21 protein-coding genes and 1 riboswitch are annotated in these 14,933 nt (G+C 35.3%); of the genes, 7 read left to right on the top strand and 14 right to left on the bottom strand.

Annotated elements, in window-relative coordinates:
• Positions 1–5 precede the first annotated feature (5 nt).
• From ACERII_RS01160 to ACERII_RS01170, 3 genes are all read right to left on the bottom strand, one after another.
• Positions 6–470, bottom strand: coding sequence for a thioredoxin family protein (locus tag ACERII_RS01160; protein WP_373639577.1), 465 nt, complete (start codon positions 468–470; stop codon positions 6–8).
• Positions 471–476: 6 nt separating this feature from the next.
• Positions 477–905, bottom strand: a complete 429-nt coding sequence (locus ACERII_RS01165) for a disulfide oxidoreductase (RefSeq protein ID WP_373639578.1) — start codon at positions 903–905, stop codon at positions 477–479.
• Between the two features lie 70 nt (positions 906–975).
• Positions 976–2,325, bottom strand: coding sequence for a putative bifunctional diguanylate cyclase/phosphodiesterase (locus tag ACERII_RS01170; RefSeq protein ID WP_373639579.1), 1,350 nt, complete (start codon positions 2,323–2,325; stop codon positions 976–978).
• A gap of 366 nt (positions 2,326–2,691) precedes the next feature.
• Positions 2,692–2,775, bottom strand: a riboswitch (cyclic di-GMP riboswitch).
• A gap of 224 nt (positions 2,776–2,999) precedes the next feature.
• Between ACERII_RS01170 and ACERII_RS01175 the strand changes: the two genes are divergently transcribed.
• Positions 3,000–3,221 (top strand): thioredoxin family protein, encoded by a 222-nt coding sequence (locus ACERII_RS01175; RefSeq protein ID WP_373639581.1) that lies wholly within the window; start codon positions 3,000–3,002, stop codon positions 3,219–3,221.
• An 84-nt stretch (positions 3,222–3,305) separates the two neighbouring features.
• Complete coding sequence (locus tag ACERII_RS01180) at positions 3,306–3,521, top strand: KTSC domain-containing protein (RefSeq protein WP_373639582.1); 216 nt, start codon at positions 3,306–3,308, stop codon at positions 3,519–3,521.
• 195 nt (positions 3,522–3,716) lie between these two features.
• Here the strand turns inward: ACERII_RS01180 and ACERII_RS01185 are convergent, their stop codons facing one another.
• Complete coding sequence (locus ACERII_RS01185; RefSeq protein ID WP_373639583.1) at positions 3,717–4,535, bottom strand: HAD family hydrolase; 819 nt, start codon at positions 4,533–4,535, stop codon at positions 3,717–3,719.
• Between the two features lie 289 nt (positions 4,536–4,824).
• On the opposite strand from ACERII_RS01185, the gene ACERII_RS01190 reads away from it, so the two are divergent.
• The 4 genes from ACERII_RS01190 to phnE (ACERII_RS01205) all read left to right on the top strand — a co-directional run bounded on the left by ACERII_RS01190 (position 4,825) and on the right by phnE (ACERII_RS01205) (position 8,288).
• Positions 4,825–5,811, top strand: a complete 987-nt coding sequence (locus ACERII_RS01190) for a phosphate/phosphite/phosphonate ABC transporter substrate-binding protein (protein ID WP_373639584.1) — start codon at positions 4,825–4,827, stop codon at positions 5,809–5,811.
• Between the two features lie 116 nt (positions 5,812–5,927).
• On the top strand, positions 5,928–6,704 hold the full coding sequence (phnC, locus tag ACERII_RS01195; protein ID WP_373639586.1) for a phosphonate ABC transporter ATP-binding protein: 777 nt from the start codon (positions 5,928–5,930) through the stop codon (positions 6,702–6,704).
• Positions 6,697–7,488, top strand: coding sequence for a phosphonate ABC transporter, permease protein PhnE (gene phnE, locus ACERII_RS01200; RefSeq protein WP_373639587.1), 792 nt, complete (start codon positions 6,697–6,699; stop codon positions 7,486–7,488). Before phnC ends, phnE (ACERII_RS01200) begins: the two co-directional genes overlap by 8 nt.
• Entirely contained in the window at positions 7,488–8,288 is an 801-nt protein-coding gene (phnE, locus tag ACERII_RS01205; RefSeq protein WP_373639588.1) for a phosphonate ABC transporter, permease protein PhnE, read from the top strand. The genes phnE (ACERII_RS01200) and phnE (ACERII_RS01205) overlap by 1 nt, the downstream gene beginning before the upstream one ends.
• Positions 8,289–8,337: 49 nt before the next feature.
• Here the strand turns inward: phnE (ACERII_RS01205) and ACERII_RS01210 are convergent, their stop codons facing one another.
• The 4 genes from ACERII_RS01210 to ACERII_RS01225 form a co-directional block, all read right to left on the bottom strand.
• Entirely contained in the window at positions 8,338–8,553 is a 216-nt protein-coding gene (locus ACERII_RS01210; RefSeq protein WP_373639589.1) for a YjcZ family sporulation protein, read from the bottom strand.
• 81 nt (positions 8,554–8,634) lie between these two features.
• Positions 8,635–8,775, bottom strand: a complete 141-nt coding sequence (locus tag ACERII_RS01215) for a YjcZ family sporulation protein (RefSeq protein ID WP_373639590.1) — start codon at positions 8,773–8,775, stop codon at positions 8,635–8,637.
• Between the two features lie 206 nt (positions 8,776–8,981).
• Complete coding sequence (locus ACERII_RS01220; RefSeq protein ID WP_373639591.1) at positions 8,982–9,149, bottom strand: YjcZ family sporulation protein; 168 nt, start codon at positions 9,147–9,149, stop codon at positions 8,982–8,984.
• Positions 9,150–9,249: 100 nt separating this feature from the next.
• Complete coding sequence (locus ACERII_RS01225) at positions 9,250–9,360, bottom strand: YjcZ family sporulation protein (RefSeq protein ID WP_373639592.1); 111 nt, start codon at positions 9,358–9,360, stop codon at positions 9,250–9,252.
• A 519-nt stretch (positions 9,361–9,879) separates the two neighbouring features.
• On the opposite strand from ACERII_RS01225, the gene ACERII_RS01230 reads away from it, so the two are divergent.
• Positions 9,880–10,215: a hypothetical protein gene (locus ACERII_RS01230; protein WP_373639593.1), complete on the top strand. Its 336-nt coding sequence runs from the start codon at positions 9,880–9,882 to the stop codon at positions 10,213–10,215.
• 147 nt (positions 10,216–10,362) lie between these two features.
• On the opposite strand, the gene ACERII_RS01235 is transcribed toward ACERII_RS01230, so the two are convergent.
• The 6 genes from ACERII_RS01235 to pstB form a co-directional block, all read right to left on the bottom strand.
• Positions 10,363–10,785, bottom strand: a complete 423-nt coding sequence (locus ACERII_RS01235) for a YppG family protein (protein WP_373639594.1) — start codon at positions 10,783–10,785, stop codon at positions 10,363–10,365.
• A 221-nt stretch (positions 10,786–11,006) separates the two neighbouring features.
• Positions 11,007–11,384, bottom strand: coding sequence for an Hsp20/alpha crystallin family protein (locus tag ACERII_RS01240; protein ID WP_373639596.1), 378 nt, complete (start codon positions 11,382–11,384; stop codon positions 11,007–11,009).
• Positions 11,385–11,783: 399 nt separating this feature from the next.
• Positions 11,784–11,933 carry a YrzI family small protein gene (locus tag ACERII_RS01245; protein ID WP_373639598.1) on the bottom strand — a complete coding sequence of 50 codons (150 nt, stop codon included), beginning with the start codon at positions 11,931–11,933 and terminating at the stop codon, positions 11,784–11,786.
• Positions 11,934–12,627: 694 nt separating this feature from the next.
• On the bottom strand, positions 12,628–13,368 hold the full coding sequence (locus ACERII_RS01250) for a response regulator transcription factor (protein ID WP_373639599.1): 741 nt from the start codon (positions 13,366–13,368) through the stop codon (positions 12,628–12,630).
• Between the two features lie 46 nt (positions 13,369–13,414).
• Positions 13,415–14,074: a phosphate signaling complex protein PhoU gene (gene phoU / locus ACERII_RS01255; protein WP_373639600.1), complete on the bottom strand. Its 660-nt coding sequence runs from the start codon at positions 14,072–14,074 to the stop codon at positions 13,415–13,417.
• Between the two features lie 14 nt (positions 14,075–14,088).
• Complete coding sequence (pstB, locus tag ACERII_RS01260; protein WP_373639601.1) at positions 14,089–14,913, bottom strand: phosphate ABC transporter ATP-binding protein PstB; 825 nt, start codon at positions 14,911–14,913, stop codon at positions 14,089–14,091.
• Positions 14,914–14,933: the final 20 nt, after the last annotated feature.

The raw sequence follows: 14,933 nt of genomic DNA on the forward strand, positions 1-14,933 counted from the left end.
ATATGTTAATTAATTGTATTCAGGAGAAATTGTTCGAATGCATCTTCTTCGTGAAAACCAATGAGTCTATCCGCTTCTACTCCATTCTCAAAATGAACCAAAGTAGGGGTACCAGTTAACTCGTAATCATTCCAGCCTTGTTCAAACTCTAATACATTATATAAATAGACATCCACATTCAATTCATTTGCTTTTGGAACGAGGACAGGTGTAGCAAGATTACAGTATTCACATAGTGGACTATAAAAATAAACTGTGACACCTTCACCACTTGCTATTTTTGTATCTAATGCTTCTGGAAGAATGATATTTTGATAATTCGGATCATCTAATTGTTTATCTGTAGCAGGATTCGTTCGTTTTCCGAAAGGATTTCCTTCTGCTTGTTGTTTATTTTGATAAGCTGTAACAGCACCTAGTGCAGCAAAAATGGTTACAATGATAATTCCAAATAGAATTACTTTTTTCATGATGTGTCACTCCTTCGATACTTTTAAAATCCAAATCATTATGAAAGATATTGCTGAGAATGCGATAAGTGCTAAAAAAGGTATTGTGATAAAACCGAACCAATTTATATACTCATAATTACAAGGAATGATACCACAAGCCTCAGCCCTGGTGCTTAGGGCCGGAATTTTTTCAAGCATATAATGATACGCTGAAAATCCCATACCAATTAAACTTAAGGGTAATGTATATATTACTTGGATAGAATCTTTTTTTACTGATGCTATCGCTAAAGTTATAGCTAATGGATACATAAAAATTCGCTGAATCCAACATAATTCACATGGAATATACATCCTGATTTCAGAAAAGTACAGAGATCCTAATGTGGCAATCAGAGCAATTGCCCACGCAATCAGTAATCCCGTTTCTATTTTTTTTTGCTTGTCCACCATTCCCATCCTACTTTCAATAGTATTGAGCCTTTAGATTATTCAATTACTCTCAGGCATATCCATTATACTACTACAAGCAGAGAACGTCACTTACGATGTTTTTCTCAATATAAGGAATGATCTCATTTGCCGGAAGAGGAACACTATACAGATATCCTTGAATTTCATCACAATGTAATGAGTATAAATCCTTCACCAAATCGGAAGTTTCTACCCCTTCCGCTACTACCTTCATATCCATATTATGTGCTAACTGAATGATAGAGGATACAATTAGCTGATCATTTTTATTCGTATGCAAATCTCTAATAAAAGACTGATCTATTTTTAGAGTATTAAATGAAAAACGCTGTAAATAACTTAACGAAGAATATCCTGTACCAAAATCATCGATAGAAATTGTTATTCCTAACTCCTGTAGACTTGTAAGATTATCCAGACAATCAATCTTATCATAAAGGTGGTTATTTTCTGTTATTTCAATATCTACTAGTTCTGGGGGAAGTTTCGTTTCATTTAACATGTAAATAATACGCTCTACAAAACTTCTTCGCTGCAACTGGAGTGCAGATATATTAATTCCTATCCTCAATATGTTTCCAGCTTCGTACCACAGTTTCCCTTGGAGAAGAGCCTCCTGTAGTACCCAATCTTCAATATCGTTCATAACACCTAATTCTTCAGCAATGGGAAGAAAGTCTCCTGGGGATAATGGACCTAAATGTCCATCATTCCAACGGATAAGTGCTTCGACGCCAACTACTCGATGGCTTTTTAATTCTATTTGCGGCTGATAATAAAGTTCGAACTCATTTTTCTTTACTGCTTCCATTAGCTTTTTTTCTAAAACCATCTTTTCTTGATCTTTTTCATGTATGGAAGAATCGTACCAATGAATAGCGTCTTTCCCTTTATCTATTCCCTCGTAGTACTTAGCTATATTTGCCTGAAATAGGATTTCATCATATGATTTAGCTAAAATAGGATATTGGGATATTCCGATCGTTGCTGATAACATTAGTCCTTTCCCTTTTTCAAACATCGGAGTCTTAACTTTAGTAAGGAATTCATAAGCTTTTGCTGTCACAATATCCTCTGAACTAACATTTGAAATTATAATAGCAAACTCTCCACCGCTATATCGATATACTTGAATACCTTCTGTTGTTAACTCCAAGAATGATTGAGCTAATTTCTTTAAAATTTTATCACCAGTTTTGCGACCAAGGGTATCGTTATAATACTTAAATTTATATAAGTCTACCAATAGAATTGATAGGAAGCTTTTTTCGAAGGTATCTTCAGCAATTGCCATTTGCAAATCAGATTGAAATGCTTTTATGTTGCGCAAGCCAGTAAGAGGATCTATTGTGGATGTATTGCCATTTTCTTGATGATGCTCTAAACTATTTGTCTCCATGCCTAACCTCCATTTTTTTGTTTGACTACCCTGAAAATACGTGTTATTAAGAGTGGATAAACTATCTAGTTTTAACCACTTTGTCGGTTTGTATTCCATTCGCTCCAGTCCATGCCTTTCTTGTGGGGTGCTGGCAAGCCTCTGCTCTACTTTCTCACTGGAAATCGTGGACCTCGCTCATTGCATATAAAGTTAATACGAATATACTTCATAACGTATTTTCATTCTCCATGGTGCAAATTTCTCACTTGCATGGATGTCTCCCCTCGAAAATACGTATTCTTATAAGTGGATAACTTATCTAGTGTATTTAAAATAAACAATTTGTAAGCACTCATTTTATATAAAATAAAACCGACCTACTTTCGTAAAAGAGGTCGGTTGCACTAGTAGCTCCTATATGTCCAAGCGCCCATATGCAGACATATATTCTTCGCTTCCTATTATAATTTTTTTGATTTTACTATTATTAATTGTATTACCAAATATAGCTTTTTATCAAGTGTTTTTCCTCGATACTTCCCATAAAAAAAAAGAATAATTTAGATCCAGAAGAAAAATCCACCATTTAGTAACAATGTTTTCACAACCTCGCCATAATGCTCTCATCATTCCTTGAACATTATTATTATAATTAAGGTAAGAGACAGACTTCTTTTCAGAGGTGAGCGAAAGTGGAGATTATCTTATATGTACAACCGAATATTAAAGGTAAAGTAGTGGAGAAGAGACTCTTAGAAGTCATTCATGATATTGGCCTTGCAGCAAACGTTCAGATTCTTCACACCACTTCAGTAGCTGGTGTATTTTATACACCAACGCTAATCGTCGATAATAAAGTAGTATCATCAGGTAAAGTGTTATCGAAGCAGGAAATGACACATTTTTTCATTTGATATTTGTTTCTTTTTACGAAAATTGGGTACTTTACTAGTATTAGTTCCTATTTTTTATATCGTCTTTGGAAGGGTGTTGTAACTATGGAAAAAACAGAAATGAATACAGGTATTTTAAAGACGATCGAGTATGATGAAGAAACAAGAGAATTACATGTACATTTCCAAAATGGAGATTATGTTATTTATTACGAGGTGTATAAGTTGGACTACGTAGGGTTTCTTTCTAGTAATGATTATACAAATTTTTTCAAAGAAAGAATTGAACCTAGGTTTCCATCAAGAACAATTACACCGTAACTATCGTCTTATAAGAAAAGCGCAAGACGCCCGCCTATCAGCGAAAAGCAAATATTCTGGACGATATAAATGCTTTTTACTTTTAATCGGGCAGGTTATTTGCACGAGCCGATGGCGCCTTGCGCTAGACATCAATTAAAAAAACTTTGAAAAAGGTGTATGAAGAAGGAACACCTCTTCATACGCCTTTTCTGACTATAATGAAAATTGATTAATCCAATCACTAATTCGCTTTACTTGAACTAAACTATCATGATGTGCTTGATGTGAATGTTCAGCAATATAAACCGCTCGCATGTCCATCAATAATGCAGGAGCAATTTCGTTAATAAAGTTATCACCAATTGATACAACTTCTTTTGGTTCCACACCATATTTTTCTATTAGCTGTTCAAATAACAGTGTTGTCTTAGTCGGCTTTTGTGCTGAAGTAACTATCTCATGAAAAACGCCTTGTAAATCTAATTCTGTCAATAGACGGCCAACGTCCTCTTTATCACTATTTGTTAATAAAACAATATTTGCTTTTTCTTTTAACTTCCTCAAGAAATGTGATAAGCCAGGAATTGGATCAAGTTGAAATTCCTCCGTTACCATGTATTCCTTCGTTTCAACGTATCTTGGATAACATTCATCTACACCATAATGAAGAGCACAAGCACAAGGTAACCACCATCCATCTCCAATTGCAATGATATTTTTAAAATCAAATTGGACTTGTTCTTCCCCATATTCCTCTTCTAAGTCCGCCCGTCTATTACCGTTCCAATCCTGAACCTCTACAACTGTTAATGTCATTGGGTCAATAGTTAAGATAGCATCATTCTTAGTATCGTAGGCTTTCCCTATTGAAACGGGATGCTCCCCAGCTTTCATTTGTTCATAGTCACTCCAATAATTTTTATGATGCTCCTCGTTGATATCTAACATTAAACGTCTAGCGTAATAATCAAAGTGATCTGTTCCTTCGTACAGTGTTCCGTCTAAATCAAAAATATATAATTTCTCATACATTACTTCCACAACCTTTTTGTATATTTTTTACTATTTTTTTCATACTAATCTTGTCTTATTACTTGTTTAAGAGTAATACATAGTGTGTTCCATCTTCAAGTGCGAAGTAAGTTTCATTGTGTATAATTCGAATGATATCATATAGATATAGAGATATTGTTAGCTTTTCTCTCACATTTTTTGTAAATTAATTATTAATATAATGTAAATGTTGTAGCATTTGCAAAAACTCTATTGTATAATTCATTTCTGTAAGACAAGATAAAACAAAAAGCGAGGGGTATTGAAAATGAAGAAAATATTTACAACTTTATTTGCTTCAGTACTAGCATTATCTTTAGTGGCATGTGGTACTGGAAATGACGACAACAACAATGATGTTGCTGGCGAAGATACGACAAATAATGCAGACAATAATGCAGAAAATGATGCAAACAACGATGCAAACAACGACGTTGCAGAAGAAGATTATCCAAGTGAGTTAGTAATGGGCTTTGTTCCGTCACAAGATTCAGCAAACATTGCAGATACAATCGCACCACTTGCAGAAAGACTAGAGCAAGAACTTGGAATCCCAGTTCGTGGTGAAGTAATGACAAACTATACTGCAACGGTTGAAGCGATGGGGAATAATCAAGTACATATTGGTTTCCTTCCTCCATTAGGATATGTATTAGCTACTGAACGTTATGACCATATTGAAGCAGTATTGAAATCGATTCGTCATGGTAGTTCTACTTATAAAGCACAATATACAGTTAGAACTGATTCTGATATCCAATCATTGGAAGATTTAGAAGGAAAAATCTGGGCATTAGCTGATATTACTTCTACTAGTGGTTACTTATTCCCTGCAGCACAGATGATGGGTGAATTCGGATTTGAAACAGAACAAGAGCTTCAAAATTTCTTTGGAAATATTATGACTGTTGGTGGACATGATAATGCATTAATTACTGTTTTAGAAGGAGATGCAGACTTTGCAACAACATTTGATGACGCACGGACTGCTATCGTTGACGACTATCCAGAAGCAATGGAAGATCTTCGAGTTCTAGGTTACACAGATGAAATTCCAAATGACACAATTTCATTAACTACGAACCTTCCAGAAAGCTTATTCGATCGCATTATTGAAGTATTCCTTTCATTTAATGATGATGAGGAAATGATTCAAATCATGAGTGACGTTTACAACTGGACAGGTATAGATACTGCAACAGACAGTGACTATGATATTATTCGCAGAACTTACGAAACTTTACCTCAAGATTAATAGATGAAGGGGGAGAATACATATTCTCCCCTCCTCTTTTGTTTTTTTATCAAAATAATAAAAAAAGCAAAAGAGGGGGATACCTCTTTAAAAGTAAATTGAAATGAGGGAATAATATGATAGAATTCAATGACGTATCACTTGTTTATCCAAACGGAACACAAGGATTAAAAAACGTAAGTTTAAAGATAAATCCTGGTGAATTTGTAGTAATTGTAGGTTTATCAGGAGCAGGAAAATCTACATTAATTCGAAGCATGAATCGATTAGTAACCCCTACTGATGGTGAATTGCTTATTGACGGAGAAGATATATTAAAATACAACCAAAGAAAGCTCCGCAAGCTTCGAACTGAAGTTGGAATGATCTTTCAAAATTATAATCTTGTAAAACGTTCTTCTGTAATGAAAAACGTTATTTCTGGGCGCCTTGGACATACAAATACATTCGCAAGTCTTTTTAATCTATTTCCTAAAGAAGCTGTCTCTCTCGCTTACCGAAGTCTTGAGCGTGTCAATATTGCGGAGAAGGTATATATGAGAGCAGATCAACTGAGTGGCGGACAACAACAACGTGTTGCTATTGCACGTGTACTAACTCAACAACCAAAGATTATATTAGCAGACGAGCCAGTAGCTAGCCTTGATCCACCTACATCACACCAAGTGATGAAATACTTAAGAAAAATAAATAAAGAAGATGGCATTACTACTATTGTAAACCTTCATTTTATAGATATGGCTATGGAATACGCTGATCGTATTATAGGTATGCGTGCTGGTGAAGTGGTTTTTGATGGACCAGCTTCAGCTGTTTCAGAGAAAACATTTGAAGAAATTTATGGAAGAAAGATTCGAGAGGATGACCTTGTAGGAGGTCAAGAAAATGAGTAATCTAGAAGTAAAAAGTGTTGTATCCAAAAATGCTAAACTAAGAATGACAGTGATTCTCTTAGTAGTTGTAGGTCTATACATATACACCTCTTGGGCTACTAAGTCTACACCTATGGATATAATCAAAGGATGGGGAGGTTTCCAGCGAATCCTGACTGATCTTTTCCCACCAAATTGGTCTTATGTTCCTGCGGTATGGGAAAAACTAGTTGAAACAATCCAGATGGCACTAATAGCAACAACATTTGCAGCTATAGTGAGTGTTCCTATATTTTTATTATCAGCATCAAATTTATTTCCAAATTCCTGGATTTACCAACCTGTACGTTTCATAATGAACGTTTTACGTACAATTCCAGATATTTTACTTGCTATTATTTTTGTAGGTATATTTGGGGTTGGAGTATTTCCTGGTATAATGGCACTATTTATATTCTCATTAGGTCTATTGGCTAAATTAATGTACGAAACTATTGAAGCAATAGATATGAATCCCCTAGATGCAATTCGAGCATCTGGAGGTAATACAATACAAGTAATCTGGTACGCAGTAATACCACAGGTTCTACCACAATTTGTATCCTTTAGTTTATACGTGTTTGAAGTTAACGTAAGAGCTTCAACCGTACTGGGATTCGTTGGTGCAGGCGGAATCGGTCTTTTACTACAACAGCAAATAAACTGGTTTAATTATCCACGAGTGATGACAATTATTATTATTATCTTTATTGCTGTAGTAGTCATAGATCTAATCAGTAACAAGATAAGGGAGAGAATTGTATAATGGAATTAGTCATGCCTCCAAAAAAGAAACGTTCCTTGTATAAAACCATTCGCAATCTACTAATTGCTATTGCTTTGATCGCCCTATATACTTGGACGTTTGCTACAATTGATGTTCGATGGGAACGAGTATTTAGTGAACATACAGTAAGAAATTTTACCCGTGTAATTCCTCAACTTTTTTCACCTGATTGGGGTGCTTTCCAAAAAGTAATGGGGTTAATGTGGCAAACATTACAAATGGCTTATACTGGTACACTATTGGCCGCAATATTGGCAATTCCATTTGGTTTTTTTGCTGCAAGTAATATGGTGAAGAATAAAGTATTAAACAATATCTCAAAAGGGTTCTTGAATGGTATCCGTGCTTTTCCAGAATTGGTACTAGCTTTAATGTTCGTTGCTGCAGTTGGGCCAAGACCATTCGCTGGGGTACTAGCTATAGCTATTGGATCTATTGGTATGCTTGGAAAATTGTATTCAGAAGTTATTGAATCCATTGATATGCATGTTGTTGAAGCACTTCAAGCTAACGGAGCTAACAAAATTCAAGTACTTTTTTATGGAGTAATACCTCAAATAATACCTGAATTTCTATCTTATGCTATTTATCGTTTTGAAATAGATGTGCGAGCATCAACCATTCTTGGTATTATCGGTGCTGGGGGTATCGGTACGTTAATCACTATTTCTATTTCAAACCGTAAGTGGGATGAAGTTGGGATGATTCTTTTAGTTATCATTGTTGTTGTTACAATAATTGATAATGTAAGTGCAATTATCCGAAAAAGAATTGTTTAACTTTAAAAAAAGCCGTTGGAAATCTCCAACGGCCTTTCTTTCATGTTGATTAGTATGCTGCAGTTAATGCTGCACCGATAATTACTAATAGGATGAATAACACAAGGATTAACGCAAATCCTCCTGCGAATCCTCCACCTTGTGCTGGTGCTGCTACAGGTGCAGCTGGTGCTGGAGAACAGCAACCATAGTAACCTGGCTCTCCGTATCCGTATCCCATTGGTGCTGCTCCATATGCGTCTCCATATCCGTGATAATGACTCATGCTAAATTCCTCCTTCTAATATTATCTTTCTAATTTTATTCCATATTACTTTCAGTTAGATATTGTTAGGCGAGCAGCATATTAATAGCCGTATCCGCCGTAACCATACCCTCCTGGTCTAACAACTGCTGCTCCAATGATTACTAATAGGATGAATACTACAAGAATAAACGCAAATCCTCCTGCGTATCCTCCTGCATGACCTGTTGTTGTGTGACTCATTTCGAATTCACTCCTTTTAAAAAAAGTGTCTTGCGATTTTCCTACTCGCATTAATAACATATGAGATTTGTGTTTATTTGTGTAGACGATAGCCCTACTCAACTGGATTTAGGCGTTACTTTTTTTGCTACATATCTATTTTCAAAAATCCACTTTTTAAAAGTGAAAAGGCTGCTGGAAATACCAACAACCTTTTTAGCTGTTTCTTAGTACGCAGTCCAGGCTGCAGCACCGATGATTACTAAAAGGATGAATAACACTAATACTAGTGCAAATCCTGTCATAAACCCTCCTGTTGGTGCTGGTGCTGCTACCGGTGCTGTTGGAGCACACCCGTATGCTGCATATGCTGGATCAGTATAATATCCACTCATGATAAAATCCTCCTTTTATAGAATTAATATAATAAAAAACTACGGCATTCTTTCCGTTTATACCCCACTCATTAGACGGGAGTTACCTTTACGATATTACTTAATAATATCCTCCCGGTCTAACTACTGCCGCACCAATAATTACAAGCAAGATGAACACAACGATTATAAACGCAAAGCCTCTTACAGCTCCTCCTGCTGGTGCACCCATGTAAGCTTCCCTCCCTAAGAAAAATTGTCATGCGATTTCTGTCTCGCAATAATACATTATGTGGGTGTTTTCATTTTGTATAGACTCCTGCTGAGTTATTAAAAAAAAGATAAATTTTTTTCTAGGCTATGTTAAAGGGCAAGGTTGATTTTTACGGAAGGTGCGAGACTCCTAGGGGATAAGCGGGCCAGACGAGACCCCACAGGAGGTAACGACTGAGGAGGCTTGCGGTTCGCCCCAAGGAACGCGAGCAACCTGGAGTAAAAATCAACATCAGCTTTTAACAGTGCCTTTTTCTAAGTAGAATTGGTACAAGAGGTTGAAAGTTCCACCTAATATTAAAGAGTTTACTGTAATGTCTTGAGCACAAGCTGTTTATTTCAAAAGTATTTGATAAAGAGAAAATCTAAAAAAATGAAATTTACAAAATAAATTAAAGAGAATATAGAGCATTTGTACAATCAACATACATTTTTGATAATACACTGATATCAGATTCCCATGAAGGGAGGGAAATATATGAATTATTATGATCTTTGTTGTCAGCATCAAGGTCAAGTAGTTAGTATTACTGAAACATGTGGTAAACAGCATGTAGGAAAAATCGTAAAAGTAGATCCTAAAAACGTTTGGTTAGAGCCTGCAAGGCGGGAACATGGATTCGGATATGGATATCAATATCAATATGGATATCAAGGATATCAAGGATATCAAGGATATGGTGCAGCTGGTTACGGAACTCCTGGATATGGAGCACCAGCATATGGTGGCTATAGACCTCGAAATCCTTATTTCTTCCCAGTTGCTTTAGCGGGGATTGGTGGATTTGCACTTGGCTCAGCATTCTTTTGGTAAGGAATAGACAAAATAATTACTATTAATACTTTGATTAGATAAACTTTATCGCTTTTTCCTATACTATGGAAAAGGCGATTTTTTTTATATAAAAAAAGAGGTTGCGATAGAAGGTACTCCTTACTATCACAACCTTTTCTCTTTCCATTATTTTTTAAAGTATGCTAACAAAGGCGATAGTTGCTTAACTAATGGTCTTACTTGACCTGCAATTCCAGTAACTTGTTGGAATCCAGTTCCTATTTTTTCATAGTCTAATGTTCCATCATCCTTCTTAAAGTAGTTCATCATTTTGAATGACTTTTTCCCTTGTTGTTGCTGGTATGGTTGTTGATATTGTCCTCCATGCTGTTGTGGATGTTGATAATGCATTTCTTGATACTGTTGTTGTTGTGGTTGAAATTGCATCCTTTGCTGTTGCTGAAAAGGTGGATGCTGTTGTGGATGTTGCTGCGGTGGTTGCTGCGTAACTTGATGACGTTGTTCCGTTTGATTCATTCTTGAAGCTCCAAAGAGCATTTGTGAAAATGGATCTGATTGTCTATTATTTCTCGGTCCTTGTGATTGCACTTAACTCCCTCCCTTTTTCAGGATTTACAGGAAACATCCCCTCATCTACTATGTGTATGATTTCTTTTACATTTTTGCAAGGGCGAATCTACAAATATAAAAGAATATCCTAATTTCCCCCAAAAAAAAAGAGAGCTAAAAGTAGCTCCCGTTCTTGGTACGAAATCGTAGAAAATAACTCCCTCTCTCCACTACTATACTAAGTGAACGTTATAAGTTTATTATTGAACTGGAATGAAAGTGCGATTCGCATCATTCTTTGCAATAACAATTTTTAGTACTTTCTCTTCACTAAAGGAAGCAGTAACATCGTTTTCTGTAAAAGGAAAATATACCGGAACAAAACGTTCTACACGATGAGGTAATATTGTTTCCTTCGTTTCATCCTCATTTTGAGCTTGTTTCTCTCCTGCTATCACTAACCCGTTTCTTACAAATTCAATTTGAATTTCTTGTTGATCAAAATTCGGTAATTGCCATTCAATAATTAACTCCGACTCTGTTTGATGTACGTTGAACGCTTGCTTCGGTTGTTGTTTCTGACCTGAAAACACAGGAAAACTAAATAAGCCGAATGGGTCATTTTTACGGTCTGCCATAAAAACTCTCTCCTTTACTTTTTGGTTGCTCTTCACATATGTGTGAAAAACTTGGGTTTTCGTCACGTTTGACATAAACAGTCTATGTATCGGTAGAGGTTTTTGACTAGACATTCGTTTAGTTATTTCATACTTTTTGAGATAAACGTTGATTTTTTTAAACCCATAATAATATTTTTTAACCAAATGTGGAGCTAGACAACTTTCTAAGTCCAAAAATGTTATACTTTCTTATCTTTAGAAAAAGACCATAACATAACGTCATGGTCTCCTTACCCTCATTTTATTTACTTATTTAGCTAAACAAAGCCTTTCCCCTGTGGTAATATTACTAATAAAAAATGATTCCTAATCATGTTACTCTCCTCCTTTTTATATTTTTCTTACATTCACCTGCACTTACATTAGACGAAAATATTGAGCTCGCTTCGCCTGTAACTTTTCCTGTTGTTGTTCACTAAATCTCATTTGCTGTGCTCTGTTAATGTCTTTTTCTGTAAATTTTCTTTTTGAAATTGTTACCGTTAAGAAAAATAGATGTACCATCATATATATCACCTCCTGTATAAAGTAAGTAAATGTTTCATTAATGATCCCACAAAAAAAACACAGGCATACTTCGGCCTGTGTTTCTCGTAAAACATTTTTACACATGTTATTACGACTTTTTAAACATATAAAAAGCACAGGCATTTTCTAGCCTGCACGTAGGATCACAACATAACATTTCTACATATAAATGTAATATCCTATTTAAGGACCATTGTGGAGGCTAGGTATTTAATTTCATTTGAGTTATTCATTGATTTAATCATTGTTGTTTGCCTCCTTCCATAATTTTCATCTCTTACAATGGTTATTCTACTCCTGTTTATTGGAAATGTAAAGGTTTTTATTGAAATAAATGAATTTTTTTATTTTTCCAATAAGAAAAGCGCAAGGCGTCGTGGCGACATCCTGTCTCCCGGGAAAAGTAGATGTTCAGGACGATAAAAAGTGCGATCTTACACTTTTATATCTGGCAGGTTATTTGACCTCGAGCGAAGAACTGCCTGAGTAGGCTTCAATGCAGCTTTGCGAACGAGTTTACAGAGGAGCTAATAGGCGCTGGAGCTGGACTTCTTTCCATGACACTGCTAGTTAACCACAGGTCAAAAAATATAGTTCCCGCTTAACAAAAAAAGAGTGGACCAATAGTCTAACGGGTTCCGTTACCAATAGGACACTCTCTCTTCTACACAACCTAGATCGATTTTACTTTTTCGGAAGAAAAATCCTTCATCATATAACCTATATTTCTAACAGTTTTAACATAAACAGGGTTTCTTCTAGATGGTTCGATTTTATTTCTGATTCGACTGATAAAAACATCGATAATTCGTTCATCTAGGTCCACTTCTTCTCCTGCAAGTTCTTTTAACAGTTGGCTGCGCAATAAAGCTTTTCCTCTGTTAACAAATAAATAATAAAGAAGTTCATATTCTTTCCTTGTTAAATCTACAGGTTTGTTGTTCTTATAGAGCATAAAATGATCTGGATCTAAAAGTAAATCACCATTTACTAGCTTTTTATTGGTTGGATTAGGTGTTTGTTCACCTTGATCATTACAACAAATCTTACTTCTTCGTATAATCGATTTCACTCTAGCTAGTAACTCTTTTCCTCGTACGGGTTTTAATAGATAATCATCCGCTCCTAATTCTAATCCTAGTACAGCTTCTAGTTCGTCATCCTTAGAGGAAAGAAGAATCATTGGTGTCCAGTTATTACTCTCCATTCTTAATTCTCTGCAAAAATCTAAAGCTTTCATCTTTGGAGACTTAAGATCTAATATAAGTATACTTGGTACGAACGATTTCAATAATTTTCGTGCTTCTTCGTAAGTCGAAACTCCTACTGCTTCAAATCCATAATCGAGAAACAACTGCATCAGAATTGCTTGATGCTCTGTATCACTATCAACAATTAGAACCGAATCACTCATAGTCCACCTCATTTACAATCTAGATTTTTTTTTAAGAATACATTACCTAGTTGAGGTCAAACCGCTTTCCATTCACTTCATAAATAATCCATTCAGCAATATTAGTACAATAATCAGCTATTCTTTCAATGAATCGGGAGATAAATGCTAACTGCGTAACGTGCTCTGTAATACCAGTTTCTACTGCAATTACCTCGAAAATAGATTGAATAAATTCCGAATATGTTTTATCTATTTCATCATCCATAGCAGCAATTTTTTGAGCACCTAGAACATTAGACTCCTTATATGCAACTAAAACTAATTTCATCATTATTTTAGCCTTGTCTGCAATTGTGAGTAATTCATCTTCGAAATGCTGAAGCTCTTTTTTATCTTTTAAACGCTTCGCTGCTTTTGCCATATCTACCGATAAATCACCCATACGCTCTAAATCACTAGAAACCTTTAAACAAACGATAATTTTTCTTAAGTCTGAAGCAACAGGTTGTTGCTTGGCAATCATTAATGTTGCTTTTTCATTGATCTCTAATTCCATATTATTTATTGCTTTATCATTAATAATAATATCATCGAGTAAAGCATAGTTTTTCTCTTTAATAGCCTCCATCGTATCTTGAAAAGCCTTTTGGACTAAATTTCCGAGCAACATAATATCATTTTTTAAGCGAGATAACTCTGTATCAAATTGACCGCGAACTACCATATATTTTTCCTCCACTATCCGAATCTACCTGTAATATAATCTTCTGTACGAGAATCCACTGGAGTTGAAAAGATACTATCTGTTTTGTCATACTCCACAACTTCACCATTTAAGAAAAAGGCTGTTTTATCCGAAATACGTGCCGCTTGTTGCATATTATGAGTAACAATTATAATGGAATAATTTTCTTTCAATTCACGAATTAACTCTTCGACCTTCAAAGTTGATTTAGGATCAAGTGCTGAAGTAGGTTCATCCATAAGAATGACATCTGGTTCGATTGCTAAACAGCGAGCAATACAAAGACGTTGTTGCTGTCCTCCTGAAAGTCCATAGGCATTTTCGTTTAAACGGTCCTTTACTTCCTCCCAGATTGCTGCACCGCGTAAACTCTTTTCTACTATTTCTTTCAATACCTTTTTATCACGGATACCATGAATCTTCGGTCCATAAGCTACATTTTCAAAAATTGATTTAGGAAAAGGATTAGGTTTTTGAAAGACCATCCCTACTCTTGTACGCAGTTCTTCTACTCTATAGGATTTAGTAAATATGTTTTGACCACGGTAGATTATTTCACCTGACACTTTTACATTTGCAGCTAGTTCTACCATTCTATTTAATGTTTTTATATACGTAGATTTCCCACAGCCAGAAGGACCAATAATAGCGGTAACTTCATTTTCTAACATAGGTAGATTAATATTTTTTAATGCATGATTTTCTCCATACCATAGATTTAGATCTTTCGTATGAAGGACGACATTTTTTTTCACACTCTCAGAAGTTGTTTTTATTTTTTCTTTCTCAATCTTTGTGGAAACCTGTAATCCTACCATAGTTTACTTACTCCTCCTTA

Origin of the sequence: Evansella sp. AB-rgal1 (assembly GCF_041820985.1) — a bacterium.
In the GTDB taxonomy this organism is placed as follows: Bacteria; Bacillota; Bacilli; order Bacillales; family Salisediminibacteriaceae; genus Evansella.